Below are 18739 nucleotides of genomic sequence, written 5' to 3' on the forward strand. Positions count from 1 at the left end.
AGAAAGAAGCAGTCGCTCGTTACGCCGCGCGGACCTCGATCTCGCCCGGCTCGGAACCCTCGACACCGAAGACGAGCTTGCGGTTCGCGACCTTGTCGCTGAAGAACCGGTCGTGGCTGACAACGACGACCGCGCCCGGGAAGTGCACAAGAGCACGTTCCATCACCTGGGTGCTGGGCATATCGAGGTGGTTGGTCGGTTCGTCGAGGACGAGCACGGAGGCACCCGATAGCAGGCACTGCGCCATCGCGACGCGAGCACGCTGTCCACCAGAGAGGTTGCCGATCTTCTGTTTGAGGTCCGCCTCGGAGAATTGGAACATCGACAGGAACCGGCCAACGGACTTGCGGGTCGCCGTGAAGGCGAGACTGCCCGGCGCCGCATTGACCGCGTGCGTGATGGTGTCGTCGTCATCAAGGTCGGCGAGCATCTGGTTGTACGAAACCACACCGGAACCCTTGGCCCAGACCGCCTCCCCCGAATCGGCGTTCTCCTCACCGGTCAGCACCCGGAGCAGGGTCGACTTGCCGCTGCCGTTCGACCCGAGAACGACGATCCGATTGCCGCGGCGGATCTCGAAGGTCAGGTCGGAGAAGAGCACATTGTCGCCGTAGGACTTCGAGAGCCCGGTCACCCGGCAGAGTACGTCCTTGACGTGCAGCCCGCCGTAGATTTCGGTGATGATCTGATCGACCGGCCGTGGAGCGCGGGACTTCTTGATCCCGGAGAGTTTCTTATCCAGGCCTCTGCTCGCCGCTTTCGCGGCAGCCCGGCGGTCGGCGATGCCCTCGGCCTCGAAAGCGAGCAGCTCGGACTCATGCACGAACTGCTGCTCGAGCGTCTTGAGCCGGAACTGCTTTTGCACCACATATTCAGCGAAGTTGCCGGGGTACTCGTGCAGGTGGAAGTTCTCCAATTCCACAATTCGCGTGACTACCGAATCCAGGAACGTGCGATCGTGCGAGACGATGATTGCTGCGCCACGGAAGTCGCGGAACCACGATTCGAGCCATTCCACGCCGGCAACGTCGAGGAAGTTCGTCGGCTCGTCGAGCAGCAGCACATCGGGCCGCTCGAGCACGATCTTGGCGAGCGCGGCACGATTCCGCCAGCCGCCGGACAGGTCGTCGATCGGGCAGATTCGGTGCGCCTCGTCGAAGCCCAGCCGGGTCAGCGCCTCGTCGATGCGGCGCGGATAGTCCCAGCCGTCGAGCCGGTCCATCTCCTCGAACAGTTCACCCTGGCGGCTGATCAGCACATCGAGGTTGGCGGTCGGGTCGGCAGCGATGGACGCGTCGATCGACGCCAATTCCGCTTCGACCGCCCGGATCTCGCTGAAGACGTCGTCGAGGACATCAGCGATCGTGGCGGTGCCGTCGAGCTCGGAGAACTGCGAGAAGTATCCGACCCGGATGCCGTCGTCCAGCGTGAGGGTTCCAGCATCCGCCGACACCTGGCCGAGGATCAGCTTGATCAGCGTCGTCTTGCCCGAGCCGTTACGGCCGATCAGGCCGACACGGTCGCCGGTTTCGAGGCGGAAGAAAGCTTCGCGGAGCACCGGGGTGTTCTCGAATCGCACATGTACGTCGTTCAGCCGAATCAGGCTCATGCCCGTATCCTCCTCAAGGATCGTGTCGTTGAGGAGGTACCTGAACGCTGGAGCGTATCCACCGTAGCCGACGCGGATCCGAGTGAGCGTCGTCGACGAGCTTGAGGCCGACCACACAGCCAATGAGCCCGACCAGCAACGCGATTCGAACCCATGAGATGTCTGGCCGGTCTGGTCGCTCTCCGGGTACTGATCCCTCGTCCGGGGCCGCTTCAGGCGACCTGCAGAAAAGCTAGCAAGATTTGCTGTCGTCTCGCTGCGCTGCGGACGTCGATCCGGGTGGTTACCGGTTTCCCGGGAACATGTCGGACCCGTGTGAGAGAATTGTCAGTAGCCAAGCTCGCGGCTCCGGTCGTTCTTCCCCATGTTGAACTTCCGTCCGCGTGCCCATGGAATCTGGTCGACAGCAGCATCGTCGGCCAGGCAATGGGACGACCGTCTCCGGCGGAGTGAACTCGTGTTCATCCTGCCGTTGATGTCGAGTGTGGCGCTTCTTGCGCACCCGGAGGTACATTCCATGCAGTTTTCCGAAGGTCAGACTGTCGTTTACCCGCACCACGGCCCAGCCACCGTCGTCGAGATCTTCTCGCGCACGGTGAAGGGCACCGTGATCAGCTATCTCAAGCTCGAAGTGCACGATTCGAAGCTGTCGGTGAGCGTCCCTGTGGCCAGTGCCGACCAGGTCGGCATCCGCGCCGTCCTCGACGCGTCGTCGATGGACGCCCTGTTCGACGTTCTCCGTGCCCCGACGGTGGAGGAAGAGACCAAATGGTCCCGCCGGATGAAGGACAACCAGGAGAAGATCAAGGTCGGCGATATCTTCACCATCGCCGGTGTCGTGCGTGACCTGACTCGTCGCCACGACGACAAGGGACTCTCTCTCGCCGAACGGGATCTGCTGCGTCACGCGCAGGGGCCGCTCATCACCGAGATCGCATTGTCGCTCGGGATTGCGACCGACGCTGCCGAGACGGCTCTTCACGAGGCTCTGGCGTCGGGCGCGGTCGCGAGTCCTGCAAAGGCGAGCAGCGCAGCGGCGTAGCCCTCACAACTCCGCGCACATCGAATCTGCAGTGACGGCCCCAGGAGCTTCACGCAGGGGATCATGACTGCATTGTCGATCGTCGGACGCCGATTCCGGAGCGCGCCGCATGGCAACACGATGGACCCGCGTTCGGGAGTAACAAGCGAAGGCGGATGCGATGGCGCTCGAGAGGAGAGCCGGTCGACCAGAGCATGGCATTCGTAGGCACGCGCAGCATGTTCGACAGGGCGGGCTCTACGAAGACCGCTGACACAACCTCGGTCTCGGGGGATTTCCACGCATCCTCATGCTTAAGGCTCTCGTCTGACGTCGGCCCGGTGGAATCGCGGGAATCCTGGCGATGTGCTCATGGCCAAGTACCGCGGCTGAGCCTGCACCTCGCCGAGGTCGGCGCTCCGAGAGGAGAGGAGCCGCATGGTCTCGCGCCCGCCAAGCACGCAGGGGCGGCGGACCTCAAGGGCTGCCGCGCAGGCGCCGGCAGCATTACGGTGAGCCCATGAGTCCGACGAAGAGCCAGGCAGCGGTGCTGGAAATCGGCGACCGCGAGGTGCACATCTCGAATCCCGACAAGGTCGTGTTCCCCGAGCCTGGCCTGACGAAGCTGGACCTCGTCCAGTACTACCTGACGGTCGCCGACGGTGCGCTGCGCGGAGTTGCCGGTCGGCCCATGGTTCTCAAGCGCTTCGTGAAGGGCATCAGCCAGGAGGCCTTCTTCCAGAAGCGCGCTCCCGAGAAGCGACCGGGGTGGATCGACACGGCCACGCTTCAGTACGCGTCCGGCAACTCGGCGGAGGAGGTCGTGGTCCGGGATGCCGCTGCGCTGGCCTGGGTGGTGAACCTCGGATGCATCGACCTGAATCCGCATCCGGTACGAGCCGAGGATCTCGATCACCCCGACGAGCTTCGCGTGGACCTCGACCCGATGCCGGGTGTGGAGTGGCGCCAGATCGTCGATGTCGCCATGATCGCCCGAGAGGTTCTCACCGACCATGGTCTCGTCGGCTGGCCGAAGACATCCGGTTCCCGCGGCATCCACGTCTATGCTCGGATCGAGCCACGCTGGGACTTCCGTCAGGTGCGGCTTGCCGCGGAGACCCTCGCTCGGGAGGTCGAAAGGCGTGCGCCTGGCCTGGCCACCGCGAAGTGGTGGAAGGAGGAACGCGGTGAGAGCGTCTTCGTCGACTTCAACCAGAACGCGAAGGACCGCACGGTCGCGTCCGCCTACTCAGTCCGCGCGCTGCCGGATGCGCGCGTGTCGACGCCGCTCGAGTGGGACGAAGTGCCGGGATGCCGGCCGGAGGACTTCACCGTCCGCACGGTGATCGAGCGGTTCGCGGACCGCGGCGACCCGGCATCCGGGATCGACGACGCTGCCGGGAGCCTGGACGCGCTTCTCGCCCTCGCCGAGGAACTCGGACCGGCAGAGAAGCCGCCGAAGTCCTCCGACGGTTCCGGGAGACGGGCGTCGACGATGCCGCTTGTTGAGATCGCTCGCGCCAGAACCAAGCCTGAGGCTCTTGAGGGGCTCGAGCGGTGGAAGTCGAGGCATCCGGGTGTCGTGAAGCTGCTCGAGCCGGCAGACGTGCTGGTCGACGGAATGCGGGGCTCCAGTTCACTCTGGTATCGGATCCGCGTGAACCTCCAGCACGTTCCTGAAAAGGAGAGGCCTCAACAGGCGGAACTCGAGGTCGATCACGACCCGTGGGCAGGCAAGAGTCCGCCGACGTCGTGACGGGATGCGTCAATCGACCGGATGTCGTCCGAAGGCGCTGGCGGCGTGACGACGCCACTGGTCTATCTGAGTTTTTCCGGTACGGCGCGTGAAGCGCTCCGCTTCTACGCGGATGTTTCGGCGGCGGGCTTTCCTTGCATACGTACGCGGACTTTGCATACGTACGCGGACTTCGGTCGCAACGGCCCGCCAGGCTCCATCGCACACGGCGTGCTCGACGGCGTCGTTGCCGTGGCGGGAGCGGATGCCGCAACAGGGTGAGAAGGTCGTCAAGTCCCATAGGTTCCTGCTCTCGCTGCTCGGGGCCGCCGATCCGGAAGTTCTCCATGAGTGGTTCAACAAACTCGCAGTCGGCGGGCGGGCGGTTGATCCCCTCGCCCCGAAGCCGGGGGGTGCTTCGGATGGCCAGGTCGTCGACCGTCATGGGCTTCATCGGCTTATCGGATACGAACCCGAACGATGACTCGCCGCGTGCTCTTGACAGCACGATGTGGTTGGCCAGCATATTGCCAGCTGAGGCGAGAGCGCGGCGACGAAGGGAGATCGCCAGTGCTGGCGTATCCACATCGACCACTTCACGACGCTCGACGGAGTCACCCAGGCCCGGGCGGCCCAGACGAGAACGCCGACGGCGGATTCACGTTCAGCGGCTGGCGGGAACCCCTGATCGATGACACCGACGGCGCTCAGGTCGACGAGGGCTTACAGGCCATGGACGCCCTGCTTCTGGGACGACGCACCATCAGCCCACGCGGAGGTTTCTCATGAGTCAACCCGGACCCTTGACGGGCGCTCGAGCTTGAGTAACATGACCCCATGTCCGGTCGCATCGTCGCACGCACGCTGTCCGCCGCTTTGGGTGCGCTCCTGATTGTTTCAGGGGCACCCGCAGCCCTCGCTGCGCCGCAGGCCCCGCCCGGTCACTTCGAAGATGTGATCAAGCTCCCTGACGGGTTTCAGCCCGAGGGCATCACAATCGGCCCTCGCGGCACGGGATACGTCGGATCACTCGCCGACGGTGACATCTATGTCTTCGATGTCCGCACGGGCGAGGAGATCACGACCTTCCAGGGTCCCGGCACTCCGTCGGTTGGCCTGAAGATCGACAAACGGGGTCGGCTCTTCATCGCGGGCGGGCCCACCGGCAAAGCTCGGGTCGTGGATGCCGCCACCGGCGAGCTCCTTCAGAGTTACCCCCTCACCGATCCGCCGACGTTCGTGAACGACGTCGTCGTGAGACGCGACGCCGCATGGTTCACGGACAGCCAGCGCGCGCAGCTCTACAAACTTCCCTTCGGACGAGGCGGCGCACTCCCGGAGCCGGATGCGATCGAGGTCGTCCCCCTGACGGGCGACTGGGTGCAGCAGCCGGGCTTCAACGCCAACGGAATCGCGGAAACCCCCAACCATCGGGCGCTCCTCGTGATCCAGACGTCCACAGGCCTCCTGTTCCGCGTCGATCCAGCGAGCGGCGTCGCCACGGTCGTTGACCTCGGTGGTGTTGAGCTCACCAACGGCGACGGGCTGCTCGTCGTGGGACGCACCCTGTATGTCGTACAGAACCAGCTGAACACCGTCGCCGTTATCCGCCTCAACTCATCAGGAACGAGCGGCGAACTCGTCGATCGACTCACGGACCCCGATTTCCAGGTTCCGACGACGGTAGCGAAGTTCGGCAAGTGGCTCTACCTCCCGAACGCGCGATTCGGCACGCCCCCAACTCCGGAGACGGAGTACTCGGTGGTGCGCATCGATCGGTGATTCCTCGCCTGCGTCCGAGGGGCGGACCCCGCGGGTTCGCGCGACGAGAGACCGGCCGAGTTCAGCTAGCCCGCCACCCGGTAGCGGGGGTAGACGACATTCGAGCTGAAGGTGCGGGTTTCGACGAGTTCGAGATGCTCCCGGCGCTTCCGCTGGCGAAAGAACCGCATGCCACCGCCGACCAGCACCGGGTAGACCTTGGGCCGGTACTCGTCAGCCAGGCCCAATGCAGCCGCCTCGGTGGCGAGCGTCGCGCCACCGATCGCGATGTTGTCGTCCCCCAACGAAGACACACCCATCGAATAGGTCACACGGCGTATTAGAGGTTTTCCTCGGTAACGGTCTTACAGAACTGACGCGCGACTCCCGGTCAACCCAGCCAGCGCCACCATCGGGATGGTTCGGGCTCCTGCACCGGTCCCTCGCCCAGGGCTCGCGCGGCCTCGACGATGTCGTCGGTCGTGAGGGTCATCACGTCGTCACGATCGAGGGCGTCCAGGCTCCGGTTCTCGTCACGTGACAGCCTCAGCGCCTGGCGATTGAGCGCCTGCTCGAAGAGCGTGCGAGCGAAGCGCGCGTTCCCGGAGTCCTCGCCGGCGTGAAGGCCTGCCAGAATGCGGCGCAGCATCTGCTCCGCGCCGGGCTCCAGTGCATACTCGTGCTGCGCCAGCATCCGGTTGAAGATCGCCTCGAGCGCGTCGAGCGAGTAGTCAGGGAAGGTGATTTCGCGTGCGAACCGGGAGCGCAGACCGGGGTTCGAGAGCAGGAACGACTCCATCAGCCGCGGATAGCCGGCCACAATAACCACCAGGCGGTGACGGTGATCCTCCATCCGCTTGAGCAGGATCTCGATCGCCTCGGGGCCGAAGTCCATCCGGCCGTCCTCCGGAGCGAGAGCGTAGGCCTCGTCGATGAACAAAACGCCATCAAGCGCCCGCCGGATCACCCGGTCGGTCTTGATTGCGGTCGCGCCGACGTACTGCCCGACCAGGCCTGACCGGTCGACCTCCACCAGGTGTCCCTTTTGCAGCAGGCCGACCGCACGGTACATCTCGGCCAGGAGCCGCGCCACTGTGGTCTTGCCGGTGCCTGGATTTCCGAGGAACACCAGGTGCTGTGACGTAGCCACTTCAGGCAGGCCGTGCTCCTTGCGGCGGGCCTGGACTTGAAGTAATGCGACGAGCGCCCGCACCTGTTCCTTCACGGTCTCCAGCCCGACCAGCGCGTCGAGTTCGGCCTGCACCTCTTCGAGCGGCCGGGCCGGCCCCGGTCGCCCGCCGAAGAGATCGCCCACCAGGTCATCTACCCGTTCCGAACCCGGCAGCTTGATTTGCTCAGCCAGATGGCCGAGGGTCTCGCGCAGCTCGTCGAGCGGATTGCGTTTGGCAGCCATACGTTTCTCCTGTGGCGATTGTTCGGCGGCGAGCGAGAAATTTGCGGTGGATCGATGTGCTGGCCGGCATGGCTTGCGGTGAAGACGACGTTGGCACGGGCGTCGTTTCCTTCAGCGTAAGGCCGTGGGAGTGGAATGTGAATCGCCCTGGGATAAGTCGAGCGCAGCCAGCTGCAACCGCGACCGGAAGTAACGGCAAACGCCCCGTAGCTTCAAGCCACGGGGCGTTCCTCGATACAACAGCGGCTTCTGTCCGCCGGGAGAGCGTGCTTAGACGTTGAACCGGAATTCCACCACGTCACCGTCAGCCATGACGTAGTCCTTGCCCTCCATACGGGCTTTGCCTTTGGCGCGAGCCTCCGCAACGGAACCGGTCTCCACGAGGTCCTCGAAGGAGATGATCTCAGCTTTGATGAAGCCGCGCTCGAAGTCGGTGTGGATGACACCGGCCGCCTGGGGCGCCTTCGCACCCTTCGGGATCGTCCACGCGCGGGTCTCCTTGGGGCCTGCCGTGAGGTAGGTCTGCAGGCCGAGCGTGTCGAAGCCGATGCGCGCCAGCTGGTTCAGGCCGGACTCGGTCTGGCCGGTCGAAGCCAGAAGCTCAGCGGCATCCTCGGCGTCGAGGTCGATCAGCTCGGATTCAAGCTTGGCGTCGAGGAAGATCGCCTTCGCCGGTGCGACGAGCGCGGCCAGTTCGGCGAGCTTCACGTCGTCCTGCAGGACACCCTCGTCGATGTTGAAGACATAGATGAACGGCTTCGAGGTGAGCAGACCGAGTTCACGGATCGGCTCGAGGTCGAGCCCCGAACTCGACAGCGGCTTTCCGGTGTCGAGGTACGCCTTCGCGGCTTCGGCTGTGGTCAGCACGATCGGGTCAAGCTTCTTACCCTTGACCTCTTTCTCGAAACGCGATTGCGCCTTCTCGAGGGTCTCCAGGTCAGCGAGGATCAGCTCGGTGTTGATGGTCTCCATGTCGCCGGCTGGATTGACGGCACCGTCGACGTGGACCACGTCTTCATCGGAGAATCCGCGGACGACCTGGGCGATGGCATCCGCTTCTCGGATGTTGGCGAGGAACTTGTTGCCGAGTCCCTCCCCCTCGCTGGCACCGCGCACGATGCCGGCGATGTCGACGAACGACACCGCAGCAGGCAGGATGCGGTCACTGCCGAAGATCTCCGCCAGGACGGCGAGACGCGAGTCGGGCAGGTTCACGACACCGATATTCGGCTCGATCGTGGCAAACGGGTAGTTTGCCGCGAGCACCGAGTTCTTGGTGAGCGCGTTGAAAAGAGTTGACTTGCCGACGTTAGGGAGACCGACGATACCGATAGTTAGAGCCACGAGGGTCTATCGTACCGGGCGTACCTCCGAGCCCTTTGCGTCGAACGCGATGTGTGACCCCGGAGCGACGGGAACGGTGCGCACCGGGCGGCTGGTGAGCCAGACACCGGCGATGACAAGCGCGCCGCCGAGGACCTGCACGAGCGTAATCGGTGTTCCCATCGCGAGAGCCATGAGCGCTGTGAACAACGGCATCAGGTTGAGATAGATCCCGGCCCGCCCTGCACCGATCTTCTTCACCGAAATGTTCCACAGCATCAGGCTCAATACCGACGGGAACAGCCCGATGTACAGCACGCCCCACCAGCCGGCGCTGTCAAGGGTGATCGGTCCTCCGACGAGGAGCGTGACCGGGGCGAGGACGATAGCCGCGATGGCCGATTGGAGCGCAGCGGATGTCACGGGCGCCGTTTTCAGCGTCCGTCCGAGGATCGTGTACACGGTCCAGACCATCACCGCGCCGAGCATCCACAATCCACCGACGTTGTACTCGGTAGTGAACACCTCGAGCAGTTTGCCGTCGGTCAGGATGAGGAGCACGCCGAGGAGCGACGTGACCAGCCCGAGGCTGCTGGTACGTCGTATCCGTTCCCGAACGAGCAGTGCGGCGACGAGCGCGATGAGGACCGGGTTCGTTGCCCCCACGAGCGCAGCGTTCAACGCCGTGGTGTGAGCGAGCGCCTGGTAGCTGAACAGACAGAAGGCGATGAGGCCGAGGGCTGCCTGCACGAGGTGCATCGGCCACTCGCGGAGCGCAGCGTGCCAGTCCGGTTTCTCGAGCAGGACGGCGAGCACGACGAGGAACGGAGTTGCGATCGCCCAGCGGATCGCGGTGAGCTGGAGCGGGCTGATACCGCCGGCGAGGAGGTTGCCGACGACGTAATTGCCCGACCAGAACAGGTTCGCCAACACGAGGAACAGGTACACGCGCCACGAAGCCATTGATCGATCGTATCGACATTCGGGCAGGTGCAGGCTCCTGCGCCGCCTGCCTTCCTGTTCCTGTCAGTGGTCGCTGTCACACTGAAGCCATGGACCCTCTCCTGACCCTTCTGCTCGGTGTTTTCCTCGGCGCTCTGGTCGGTGCCCTGGCCACGCTTGTCGTCGTTCGGCGGCGGCAGCCGGGGTCGGATGCCGTCGACCCGGTGGTCGAAGCCCGGCACGAATCCGAGCTGGCGCGGGTCCGCGCGACGGAGGCCGAGCGGCATGCCCAGCTTGCCGAGCTCCTGGCGCGCGCAGAAACTCGGGCCGATGCCCTCCAGGATCGGATCGACGCCCAGCGCGATCAGTACCAGGACCTTGTGGAGCGGCACCGCCGTGAACGTGAGGACGAGGCCGAGCGCGCCCGATCGGAAAGCCGCGTGCTGCAGGCATTGGCGCCCGTCCGCGAGAGCCTCCAGGAGATGCAGCAGAAGGTCACGGAGCTCGAGACGCAGCGCAGCAGGCAGCACGGGGAACTGGCGCAACAGCTGCGAAGCGCGACCGAATCGGAGGAGAGGCTCCGATCGACGGCGGAGTCGCTGGCGGCCGCCCTCAACAACAACTCGACCCGCGGCGTGTGGGGCGAAACACAGTTGCGCAGCGTCGTCGAAGCGGCCGGGCTGCTCGAACGGGTGAACTTCGACGTTCAGTCGAGTATTACGACCGACAACGGTGCAGGACGCCCAGACATGGTCGTCTACCTCCCCGGCGGCAAGAGCATCGCGGTCGACGCGAAGGTTCCGTTCAGTTCGTACATCGAGGCGAGCGCGATCCCGCTGACGTCATCCGAACCGGAGCTCGCCCGCCGCGCCCAGCTGATGAAGGCGCATGTGAAGGCCGTTCGTGATCACATTCTTACGCTGGGCAGCAAAACGTACTGGGACGGCCTCGACGCCAGCCCCGAAATGGTCATCGCTTTCATTCCGAGCGAGTCCCTGGTTTCGAGTGCCCTCGAGGCCGACCCCACCATCATGGAGTTCGCGTTCAGCAAACGCGTCGCGCTCTCCTCCCCCGTGACGCTGTGGTCGGTACTGAAGACGGTGGCGTTCAGCTGGCAACAGGATGTCGTCTCACAGGAGGCGAAGACCCTTTTCGATCTCAGCCGCGAACTCTACGGTCGACTCGCCACCATGGCCGGGCACATCGACAAGCTCGGCCGGTCGGTAAAGGCGACGGTGACCGACTACAACCGCTTCGTGGGTTCGCTGGAACGGCAGGTGCTGCCGTCGGCACGCAAGCTCAACGTACTGGATGAGTCGAAGACGATCCCGGCGCTGCTTCCCTTGGAAGACAGCGCACGCGACCTGGCAGCGGTCGAGATGGTCACCGCGTTGGACGATGGAGAAGTGTCAGTGCGCGGCACCCTTGAAGCAGGTGCCCTCGGAGCGGAGAGCGCCGTCCCCCAGGACGTCCGCGACCGGGCCGACGCCGACGCGCTGCCGAACGTGGACCGGTCCGCCTAGAGCCACTTCTCGGCGAGGTGGTCCGCTCCAATGCGCCGGATGGTGCCTGACTTCGATCGAAGCACAACGCTCTCGGTCCTGATGATCGGGCCGATGCGACGCACACCAGCGACGAGGCCACCGTCGGTGACGCCCGTGGCCACAAAGAAGGTGTTGTCGCTGTTGACGAGTTCGTTCGCTTCGTAGACGTAATCCATCTTGAGCCCGGCGTCGATCCCCTTCTGGCGTTCGACGTCGTCCTTGGGTGCCATGATGCCCTGGATGAGCCCGCCCAACGCCTTCACGGCGCACGCGGTCACGATCCCCTCCGGGCTGCCGCCGATGCCGACACACATGTCGATCCGCGTCTCGTAACGGGCAGCGTTGATGCCACCGGCCACATCGCCGTCCAGCATCAAACGTGTTCCAGCACCGGCCGCACGCACCTCCTCGATCAGCTGGGCATGGCGCGGGCGGTCGAGGATGGCGATCGTCATGTCACCGACGTTCTTCCCCTTGGCCTTGGCCAGGGCACGGATGTTCTCGCCGATCGGCTTGCGGATGTCCACGACGCCGACGCCCTCAGGTCCGGTGACGATCTTGTCCATGTAGAAGACACTGGATGCGTCGAGCATCGTTCCCCGGTCGGAGACCGCGATCACGGAGAGCGCGTTCTGCCGTCCGGCCGCGGTGAGGCTTGTGCCGTCGATCGGGTCGACGGCGATGTCGCAGGCGGGGCCACGTCCGTTGCCGACACGCTCTCCGTTGTACAGCATCGGTGCTTCGTCCTTCTCACCCTCACCGATCACGACGACGCCGTCGAAGTTCACCGTGCCGAGGAAGGCCCGCATGGCATCGACCGCGGCACCATCGGCGGCGAGTTTGTCGCCCCGGCCGATGTACGGCGTCGCGCGGATCGCTGCAGCCTCGGTCGCCCGCACCAGCTCGAGAGCGAGGTTGCGGTCCGGATGAGCGAGGAGGGAAGAGGTGTCTGGGGTCACAATGGTCCTTAATCGGAAACGTTGGCGGTTGCGATGGCGGGTTCGCTGTGGACCCGTCCAGCCTACCGGCGCGAGAAGGCCCCGGCCATTTCGAAGCACGGAGTGCGCTCCGGACCAGCGATGTCGAAGCGCCCGGCGCCGCCTACCGTGCGGTACGAGCGGTCGTGCGCCGAACCATGATCCCGGGACCTGCGCTCCAGGACGAGGTGACGACGTGCGACGCGTCGACCCTCACGCCGGGCAGCACCCGGTCGGGCTCGATCCGGCAGTCAGTGATGGCGGTGAGGAACAGCCAGGCATCGCCCGAGCACAGGTCGGCGAGCGTCAGAACACGGTCCGTGTCGAAGCCGGCCAGACGTACCCGTTGGGCCTCGTTGCGGCGCTGTGGCGCCAGGCGGGTCTCCATGTGGCCGCCGAGCGCGCGAACGGCCGCAGCCGTGAGGATGCCCTCAGGTGCTCCCCCGATGCCGACGAGGAGATCGACGGCCGTGCCCCGCTGTGCCGCCAGCAGGCAGCGCTCGACATCTCCATCGGCGAAGAGGTCGACCCTCGCACCGGCAGCGCGGGCAGCTGCCACGAAAGTGGCGTTCCGGGGCCGGTCCTGGACCGCAACGACGAGATCCGACACGGCCGCACCGCGCGCATCGGCGAGCCGTTCCAGGTTCTCAGCGAGAGGCGCGGCGAGTCGGAGCGACGCGCCGGAGGCATCCGTCACCAGCTTCTCCATGTAGTGAGCGGGCCCGATGTCATACAGCGTGCCGCGTGCAGCCACGGCAAGAACAGCGACCGAACCCGGGGAGTTCTCGGCTGCCAGCCGAGTGCCGTCCACAGGGTCGACGGCGATGTCGACGGCGGGTCCGTTGCCGGTGCCGAATCGTTCCCCGATGTGAAGCATCGGGGCTTCGTCTTTCTCGCCTTCACCGACGAGCACAAGTCCGTCGACCTCGATGCCTGCGAGGGCGTCCCGCAACGCGACCACGGCGACCCTGTCCACGTCATGCTTGTTCCCCGAACCGAGAAGGTCCACGGTCGCGATCGCCGCAATCCGTGTGGCGCGGGCGAAGCCCTCGAGGACGTCTGCAGGAAGGCTGGGTACGGTCACGGTTCCATCCTGCCTTGTTCCCGGGAATCGGCCGGCCAGGGGCCGCTCGCTACACTGATTGGCGAAGACATCCATCTCGTCAAGGAGAAGCCATGCCCGTCGCAACCCCAGAGCAATACGCAGAAATGCTCGACACCGCAAAGGCGAAGGGTTTCGCCTATCCCGCTTTCAACGTGTCGAGCTCACAGACCATCAATGCTGTACTCCAGGGACTGACCGAGGCCGGCTCAGACGGGATCATCCAGGTCACGACCGGTGGCGCCGACTACTTCGCCGGTCACACCGTGAAGAACCGCGCAGCCGGCGCCATCGCCTTCGCGAAGTTCGCCACCGAGGTTGCGAAGAACTACCCCATCACCGTCGCATTGCACACCGACCACTGCCCGAAGGACGCCCTCGACGGCTTCGTGATGCCGCTCATCGCCGCGTCCGAAGAAGAGGTCAAGGCGGGTCGCAACCCGTTGTTCCAGTCGCACATGTGGGACGGGTCGGCGGTTCCACTCGACGAGAACCTCGAGATCGCGAAGGACATGATCAAGCGCACCCGTGCCATCAACGCCATCCTCGAGGTCGAAATCGGCGTCGTCGGCGGCGAGGAAGACGGTGTCAGCCACGACATCAACGAGCACCTCTACACGACCCTCGATGACGCGATCGCCACGGTCGAAGCCCTCGGTCTGGGCGACAAGGGCCGTTACATGGCCGCGCTGACCTTCGGCAATGTGCACGGTGTGTACAAACCGGGCAACGTCAAGCTCAAGCCGGAGCTCCTCAAGGAAATCCAGGACGGCATCGCCGCGAAGTACGGCACCAGCGCCAAGCCCCTCGACCTCGTCTTCCATGGCGGTTCTGGCTCGACCGACGCCGAGATCGCCGAGGCCGTCGCGAACGGTGTCGTCAAGATGAACATCGACACGGACACGCAGTACGCGTACACCCGCGCGATCGCCGACTACATGCTCAAGAACTACGACGGCGTGCTGAAGGTCGACGGCGAAGTGGGAAACAAGAAGCTGTACGACCCCCGCGCCTGGGGCAAGGTCGCCGAATCCGCGATGGCCGCCCGCGTGGTCGAGTCGACCCGCCAGCTCGGCTCAGCCGGACACTCGCGCGGATAACCGACGGCATGACGAAAGACGGATGCCCCGACCTGCATGGTCGGGGCATCCGTCTTTTTCGTTACGGCGAGATTTCAGCAGTCAGTTCACCCGATTGACGTAGTCGGTGAAAGCCGGGTCTCCTGCCATGGCGAACGCGATGCAGGCGAACACGGCGATGTTGGCGATCACGCCGAAGACGAGCGGGATCCACCAGGCGACCCTGCCCAGGCGCAAGGCGCGGAGGGAAAGCCAGAGAGCGAATCCCCAGAGCGCCACCGAGATGACAAGGGCGGTCCAACCCAGCGCCGAGCCCAGGGCCGTTGAGGTGTAATTCCCGAGATCGAGCTGGGCGAAGGCGGTGTCGATCGACTTCGGCAGGTCCAGCAGAGCTGGCACTGACAGCAGAATCGTCATCAGCCCGATCCCGAGCAGGATCATGGTTGCCAGGCGGTCGGTCGTCGCCCGCTTGCTCGGGGCCTCAGGCGTCGGCCCACCCTGGACGCTGATGTGGCTGGTCGGGGACTGCTGCGACTCGACAGGCATAGATTCTGTGTCGTCGAGAGGGACCTTGATCGCCTTGCGCTGTTGCTCGGGGGTGGCGTATTCGCCGAACTGCGGGCGCGGCCGCTGCATGTCGCTCACGGTCGGCTCCGTCCGTCGGACGACCGGTTTGCGTTGGCGCCCTTCAGGCTGGTGCGAAGTTCCTTCGGCAGCGAGAAAATCAGGTCTTCCTCGGCCGTTTTCACCTCATGCACGTCGCGGTAGCCGGCCGATGCGAGGCTTTCGAGGACTTCGGTCACGAGTACCTCCGGCACGGATGCTCCGCTGGTTACGCCGACGGTTTCGACACCGTCGACCCACTCCTGCTTGATCTCGCTCGCATAGTCCACCCGGTATGCTGCCTTCGCGCCGTACTCGAGGGCGACCTCGACAAGGCGAACAGAGTTGGATGAGTTCGCCGATCCGACCACGATGACGAGGTCGGCGTCCTTCGCGACCTTCTTGATCGCGACCTGGCGGTTCTGGGTGGCGTAGCAGATGTCATCGCTGGGCGGATCCTGCAGGTTCGGGAACCGCGTCCGCAGGCGGCGGACGGTTTCCATCGTCTCGTCGACGCTGAGCGTCGTCTGTGACAGCCAGACCACCTTGTTCGGGTCCTTCACCTGCACGGTGTCTGCTTCGTCCGGGCTGCCGACGAGCGTCGTGTGCTCGGGTGCTTCACCGGCTGTGCCTTCGACTTCCTCATGGCCTTCGTGTCCGATGAGAAGGATCTCGAAGTCGTCGCGGGCGAAGCGCACGGCTTCACGGTGCACCTTGGTGACCAGAGGGCAGGTGGCGTCGATGGCCTGCAGCCCTCGGTCCGCCGCCGCGTTCACCACGGCGGGTGAAACGCCGTGAGCGCTGAAGACGATGTGGGCGCCAGGCGGAACCTCGTCGACCTCCTCAACGAAGATCGCGCCCTTCGACTCGAGCTCCGACACCACGTGGATGTTGTGCACGATCTGCTTACGCACGTAGACCGGCGAACCGTACTGCTCCAAAGCCTTCTCGACGGCGATGACGGCACGGTCAACACCGGCGCAGTAGCCACGGGGCGCAGCCAACAGCACCCGCTTATGTCCGACCACCGGGGTATCCTTGAGCCTCGAACGCACGCCGGGGATTCTCGGCATGGGCAGGCTGATTGTTGCGTCACTCACGTGCCAATTCTAGGCCGCTGCCTCTGTGCGAGTGCTGGACGACCACAAGGAGAGCCAACGGATGCCGGATTCGCCCGCCACAGCAGAGAATCCGTGGCCCGTCGGACTGCTCGGCGTCAAGATCCGTGACTACATCGACCGTCTCGGATCCGTCTGGGTCGAAGGCGAGCTTGCCCAGTGGGGAACCTCCGCCGGCAACGTCTACGGCAAGCTCAAGGACCTCAACCAGGACGCCACGGTGAGTTTCACCATCTGGTCATCGGTGAAGGCCCGCATCCCGGCGGATCTCAAGCACGGCGACCGTGTCGTCGCGCTCGTCAAACCCAACTACTGGGTCAAGGGTGGCACCCTGACCATGCAGGTGCTGCAGATGAAGCACGTCGGTCTCGGCGACCTTCTCGAGCGGCTCGAACGCCTCCGCACCCAGCTCACCGGCGAGGGGCTGTTCGAACTCTCCCGCAAGAAGCGGCTGCCTTTCCTGCCCCACTGCATCGGGCTCATCACCGGCAAGGACTCCGACGCCGAGAAAGACGTCCTCCGCAACGCCCAGCTGCGCTGGCCGGCGGTCGACTTCCGCATCGTCCACGCCGCAGTGCAGGGCGACCGGACCGTGCCCGAGGTGATCTCGGCGATCCAACGACTCGACGCCGACCCCGCCGTCGACGTGATCATCGTCGCGCGGGGCGGTGGCGACTTCCAGAACCTCCTCGGCTTCAGCGACGAGCGGCTGGTCCGCGCCGCAGCCGCCTGCAGCACCCCCCTCGTCAGCGCCATCGGCCACGAAGCCGACCGGCCGCTCCTCGACGACGTCGCGGACCTGCGTGCGTCCACGCCGACGGATGCCGCCAAGCGTGTGGTCCCGGATGTCACCGAGGAACTGTCCCGCGTGCAGCAGGCCAGGGCACGGCTCGGCACCCGGCTCGCCACGTACCTCCACACCGAGACGGCCGGGATCGGGCAGCTGCGGTCGCGGCCTGCCCTGGCCTCTGCCTCCTGGATTGTCGACATGCGATCCGAGGAACTCACGCGGTACGTCGCCCGTGGTACCGAACTGGTCGAACGCATGCTCGAGCAGTCGACTCGCCAGATCGACGACCTGCGTTCACATCTCCGGGCACTGTCGCCGCAACGCACCCTCGACCGCGGTTACGCCATCGCCCAGGGCCTCGACGGGCACGTCCTCCGTTCAGCCCCTGACGCCCCCGCCGGCACCGAGTTCACCCTCACACTCGCGACCGGCCGGATCGCTGCGCACTCCGACGGCCCGACGGATGAGGCATTCGCCGACCCCAGATAGGATTGGACCATGCAAGAAACCCGCGAGGTCTCCACCCTCAGCTACGAAGACGCACGGGATGAACTCATCCGCGTCGTCTCCGAACTCGAGCAGGGAGCACCGACCCTCGAGCAGTCGCTCGCCCTTTGGGAACGCGGCGAAGCCCTTGCTCGACGCTGCGAGGACTGGTTGATCGGAGCGAAGGCCCGGCTCGATGCCGCACGCGCAGCCACCCCGTCGACTCAGGCGCAGCCAGCCGAATGAGTTCCCCCCGTCGCCAGCCGCGAGTCGTCGCTGAGCTTGGCCGCCCCGAAACTCCCGAGGAGATGGCCGAGCGCAAGGCCGAGAACTCCCGCAATTACCGCAAACGCAAGACGGTCAACAACCTTGTCTATTCCCTGCTGGTCTGCGTCGGGCTCGTCCTGGTCATCGCTCTTGCCGTGCCGCGAGCCGACAACTCGCTCGTGCCGGAGGTCAATTACGATGCCGTCGCCACCCAGGCGCAGACCTCGTCGGACCACATCCTCGCGAACCCTGATCTGCCAGGCAGCTGGAGTTCGAACCGCGCCGAGACCGACAGGACCGGCGGCGTGTCCTCCTGGAACATCGGCCTGATCACTCCGTCGAATGAGTACATCGGCATCACACAGGGCTTCGACGCCAATGAGACCTGGGTGTCCCAGCAACTACGCCAGACCACGGCATCGTCGACGGTCACCATCGACGGGGTGGAATGGACGGTCTATGACAATCGGGCCCGTGACGACGTCGGTAACGTGGAATACGCCCTGACCACCGAGTCAGGCGCCTCCACCTTCATCGTGTTCGGAACGGCCCAGGACGGCGAGTTCCGCACCGTGGCATCCGCTCTTGCCGGCCAGGTGCTCGCCAACCAGACGGAGAGGAACGAATAATGCCCACTTCACGCCCAAGCAAGGCATGGTCGGTCATGATGCGGGGGAACGCCCGGTTCGTTGCCGGCGAGCCACGCCATCCACGCCAGGATGTCGAACGCCGCGAGTCCCTCGCTCACAACCAGCAGCCAGACGTAGTCCTGTTCGGCTGCTCCGATTCGCGCCTCGCCGCGGAGATCATCTTCGACAAGGGGCTCGGCGACCTGTTCGTCGTACGCAACGCCGGTCAGGTCATCTCCGACTCCGTCGTCGGCTCGCTGGAGTACGCCGTCGGCGTCCTGCACGTGCCGCTCATCGTCGTGCTCGGCCACGACCAGTGCGGCGCCGTTCGTGCGGCGA

At 65.1% G+C, this 18739-nt stretch carries 19 protein-coding genes and 1 riboswitch; of the genes, 10 read left to right on the forward strand and 9 right to left on the reverse strand.

The window, feature by feature from the left end; translation table 11 throughout:
* Nucleotides 1-19 precede the first annotated feature (19 nt).
* Complete coding sequence (locus tag JWP90_RS04270; RefSeq protein WP_297360138.1) at nucleotides 20-1609, reverse strand: ABC-F family ATP-binding cassette domain-containing protein; 1590 nt, start codon at nucleotides 1607-1609, stop codon at nucleotides 20-22.
* A gap of 161 nt (nucleotides 1610-1770) precedes the next feature.
* A riboswitch (guanidine-III (ykkC-III) riboswitch) is annotated at nucleotides 1771-1834 on the reverse strand.
* 292 nt (nucleotides 1835-2126) lie between these two features.
* Between JWP90_RS04270 and JWP90_RS04275 the strand changes: the two genes are divergently transcribed.
* The 4 genes from JWP90_RS04275 to JWP90_RS04295 all read left to right on the forward strand — a co-directional run bounded on the left by JWP90_RS04275 (nucleotide 2127) and on the right by JWP90_RS04295 (nucleotide 6147).
* Nucleotides 2127-2651: a CarD family transcriptional regulator gene (locus JWP90_RS04275; protein WP_297360141.1), complete on the forward strand. Its 525-nt coding sequence runs from the start codon at nucleotides 2127-2129 to the stop codon at nucleotides 2649-2651.
* A 499-nt stretch (nucleotides 2652-3150) separates the two neighbouring features.
* Nucleotides 3151-4386 (forward strand): non-homologous end-joining DNA ligase, encoded by a 1236-nt coding sequence (gene ligD, locus JWP90_RS04280; protein WP_297360144.1) that lies wholly within the window; start codon nucleotides 3151-3153, stop codon nucleotides 4384-4386.
* Between the two features lie 549 nt (nucleotides 4387-4935).
* Nucleotides 4936-5154 (forward strand): hypothetical protein, encoded by a 219-nt coding sequence (locus JWP90_RS04290; RefSeq protein ID WP_297360147.1) that lies wholly within the window; start codon nucleotides 4936-4938, stop codon nucleotides 5152-5154.
* Between the two features lie 48 nt (nucleotides 5155-5202).
* Nucleotides 5203-6147, forward strand: coding sequence for a hypothetical protein (locus JWP90_RS04295; RefSeq protein ID WP_297360150.1), 945 nt, complete (start codon nucleotides 5203-5205; stop codon nucleotides 6145-6147).
* A gap of 65 nt (nucleotides 6148-6212) precedes the next feature.
* On the opposite strand, the gene JWP90_RS04300 is transcribed toward JWP90_RS04295, so the two are convergent.
* The 4 genes from JWP90_RS04300 to JWP90_RS04315 all read right to left on the reverse strand — a co-directional run bounded on the left by JWP90_RS04300 (nucleotide 6213) and on the right by JWP90_RS04315 (nucleotide 9826).
* Nucleotides 6213-6458 (reverse strand): dihydrofolate reductase family protein, encoded by a 246-nt coding sequence (locus tag JWP90_RS04300; protein ID WP_297360153.1) that lies wholly within the window; start codon nucleotides 6456-6458, stop codon nucleotides 6213-6215.
* 59 nt (nucleotides 6459-6517) lie between these two features.
* The gene (locus JWP90_RS04305) at nucleotides 6518-7540 is read right to left on the reverse strand and encodes an AAA family ATPase (protein WP_297360156.1); all 1023 of its coding nucleotides are present in this window, start codon (nucleotides 7538-7540) and stop codon (nucleotides 6518-6520) included.
* Nucleotides 7541-7810: 270 nt separating this feature from the next.
* Nucleotides 7811-8884: a redox-regulated ATPase YchF gene (gene ychF, locus JWP90_RS04310; protein ID WP_297360159.1), complete on the reverse strand. Its 1074-nt coding sequence runs from the start codon at nucleotides 8882-8884 to the stop codon at nucleotides 7811-7813.
* Nucleotides 8885-8890: 6 nt separating this feature from the next.
* Nucleotides 8891-9826: a DMT family transporter gene (locus JWP90_RS04315; protein ID WP_297360163.1), complete on the reverse strand. Its 936-nt coding sequence runs from the start codon at nucleotides 9824-9826 to the stop codon at nucleotides 8891-8893.
* 89 nt (nucleotides 9827-9915) lie between these two features.
* Between JWP90_RS04315 and rmuC the strand changes: the two genes are divergently transcribed.
* Nucleotides 9916-11328 carry a DNA recombination protein RmuC gene (gene rmuC, locus JWP90_RS04320; protein WP_297360165.1) on the forward strand — a complete coding sequence of 471 codons (1413 nt, stop codon included), beginning with the start codon at nucleotides 9916-9918 and terminating at the stop codon, nucleotides 11326-11328.
* Here rmuC and glpX read toward each other — a convergent pair.
* Nucleotides 11325-12308, reverse strand: a complete 984-nt coding sequence (gene glpX, locus JWP90_RS04325) for a class II fructose-bisphosphatase (RefSeq protein ID WP_297360168.1) — start codon at nucleotides 12306-12308, stop codon at nucleotides 11325-11327. The two genes, rmuC and glpX, sit on opposite strands and share 4 nt — an antisense overlap.
* 142 nt (nucleotides 12309-12450) lie before the next feature.
* On the reverse strand, nucleotides 12451-13410 hold the full coding sequence (locus JWP90_RS04330; RefSeq protein WP_297360171.1) for a fructose-bisphosphatase class II family protein: 960 nt from the start codon (nucleotides 13408-13410) through the stop codon (nucleotides 12451-12453).
* Between the two features lie 92 nt (nucleotides 13411-13502).
* Here JWP90_RS04330 and fbaA point away from each other — a divergent pair, with 92 nt between their 5' ends.
* The gene (gene fbaA, locus JWP90_RS04335) at nucleotides 13503-14528 is read left to right on the forward strand and encodes a class II fructose-bisphosphate aldolase (protein WP_297360174.1); all 1026 of its coding nucleotides are present in this window, start codon (nucleotides 13503-13505) and stop codon (nucleotides 14526-14528) included.
* A gap of 81 nt (nucleotides 14529-14609) precedes the next feature.
* Here fbaA and JWP90_RS04340 read toward each other — a convergent pair whose 3' ends face one another.
* Together JWP90_RS04340 and JWP90_RS04345 are read right to left on the reverse strand one after the other, a co-directional pair.
* Nucleotides 14610-15143 (reverse strand): DUF6264 family protein, encoded by a 534-nt coding sequence (locus tag JWP90_RS04340; RefSeq protein WP_297360193.1) that lies wholly within the window; start codon nucleotides 15141-15143, stop codon nucleotides 14610-14612.
* Nucleotides 15144-15148: 5 nt separating this feature from the next.
* On the reverse strand, nucleotides 15149-16183 hold the full coding sequence (locus JWP90_RS04345; RefSeq protein ID WP_297360195.1) for a 4-hydroxy-3-methylbut-2-enyl diphosphate reductase: 1035 nt from the start codon (nucleotides 16181-16183) through the stop codon (nucleotides 15149-15151).
* An 88-nt stretch (nucleotides 16184-16271) separates the two neighbouring features.
* Here JWP90_RS04345 and xseA point away from each other — a divergent pair, with 88 nt between their 5' ends.
* From xseA to JWP90_RS04365, 4 genes are all read left to right on the forward strand, one after another.
* Nucleotides 16272-17507: an exodeoxyribonuclease VII large subunit gene (gene xseA, locus JWP90_RS04350; RefSeq protein WP_297360177.1), complete on the forward strand. Its 1236-nt coding sequence runs from the start codon at nucleotides 16272-16274 to the stop codon at nucleotides 17505-17507.
* A gap of 9 nt (nucleotides 17508-17516) precedes the next feature.
* A complete protein-coding gene (locus JWP90_RS04355; protein ID WP_297360180.1) occupies nucleotides 17517-17750 on the forward strand; it encodes an exodeoxyribonuclease VII small subunit in 234 nt (77 codons plus the stop codon).
* A complete protein-coding gene (locus JWP90_RS04360; protein WP_297360183.1) occupies nucleotides 17747-18400 on the forward strand; it encodes a DUF4245 domain-containing protein in 654 nt (217 codons plus the stop codon). The genes JWP90_RS04355 and JWP90_RS04360 overlap by 4 nt, the downstream gene beginning before the upstream one ends.
* Nucleotides 18400-18739 (forward strand): carbonic anhydrase (locus tag JWP90_RS04365; RefSeq protein ID WP_297360186.1); only part of this gene is annotated, 340 nt, incomplete at its 3' end. The genes JWP90_RS04360 and JWP90_RS04365, both read left to right, overlap by 1 nt.

It is taken from the genome of Mycetocola sp., assembly GCF_025464835.1.
GTDB lineage: Bacteria > Actinomycetota > Actinomycetes > Actinomycetales > Microbacteriaceae > Mycetocola_A.

Bases quoted from the DNA above. Each gene is read 5' to 3' on its own strand.
- JWP90_RS04345 (WP_297360195.1), bottom strand. From the start codon at position 16,183: ATGCCGAGAATCCCCGGCGTGCGTTCGAGGCTCAAGGATACCCCGGTG.
- JWP90_RS04355 (WP_297360180.1), top strand. From the start codon at position 17,517: ATGCAAGAAACCCGCGAGGTCTCCACCCTCAGCTACGAAGACGCACGG.
- JWP90_RS04340 (WP_297360193.1), bottom strand. From the start codon at position 15,143: ATGCAGCGGCCGCGCCCGCAGTTCGGCGAATACGCCACCCCCGAGCAA.
- rmuC (WP_297360165.1), top strand. From the start codon at position 9,916: ATGGACCCTCTCCTGACCCTTCTGCTCGGTGTTTTCCTCGGCGCTCTG.
- JWP90_RS04315 (WP_297360163.1), bottom strand. From the start codon at position 9,826: ATGGCTTCGTGGCGCGTGTACCTGTTCCTCGTGTTGGCGAACCTGTTC.
- JWP90_RS04295 (WP_297360150.1), top strand. From the start codon at position 5,203: ATGTCCGGTCGCATCGTCGCACGCACGCTGTCCGCCGCTTTGGGTGCG.
- JWP90_RS04275 (WP_297360141.1), top strand. From the start codon at position 2,127: ATGCAGTTTTCCGAAGGTCAGACTGTCGTTTACCCGCACCACGGCCCA.
- ligD (WP_297360144.1), top strand. From the start codon at position 3,151: ATGAGTCCGACGAAGAGCCAGGCAGCGGTGCTGGAAATCGGCGACCGC.
- JWP90_RS04360 (WP_297360183.1), top strand. From the start codon at position 17,747: ATGAGTTCCCCCCGTCGCCAGCCGCGAGTCGTCGCTGAGCTTGGCCGC.
- xseA (WP_297360177.1), top strand. From the start codon at position 16,272: ATGCCGGATTCGCCCGCCACAGCAGAGAATCCGTGGCCCGTCGGACTG.
- fbaA (WP_297360174.1), top strand. From the start codon at position 13,503: ATGCCCGTCGCAACCCCAGAGCAATACGCAGAAATGCTCGACACCGCA.
- JWP90_RS04305 (WP_297360156.1), bottom strand. From the start codon at position 7,540: ATGGCTGCCAAACGCAATCCGCTCGACGAGCTGCGCGAGACCCTCGGC.
- JWP90_RS04270 (WP_297360138.1), bottom strand. From the start codon at position 1,609: ATGAGCCTGATTCGGCTGAACGACGTACATGTGCGATTCGAGAACACC.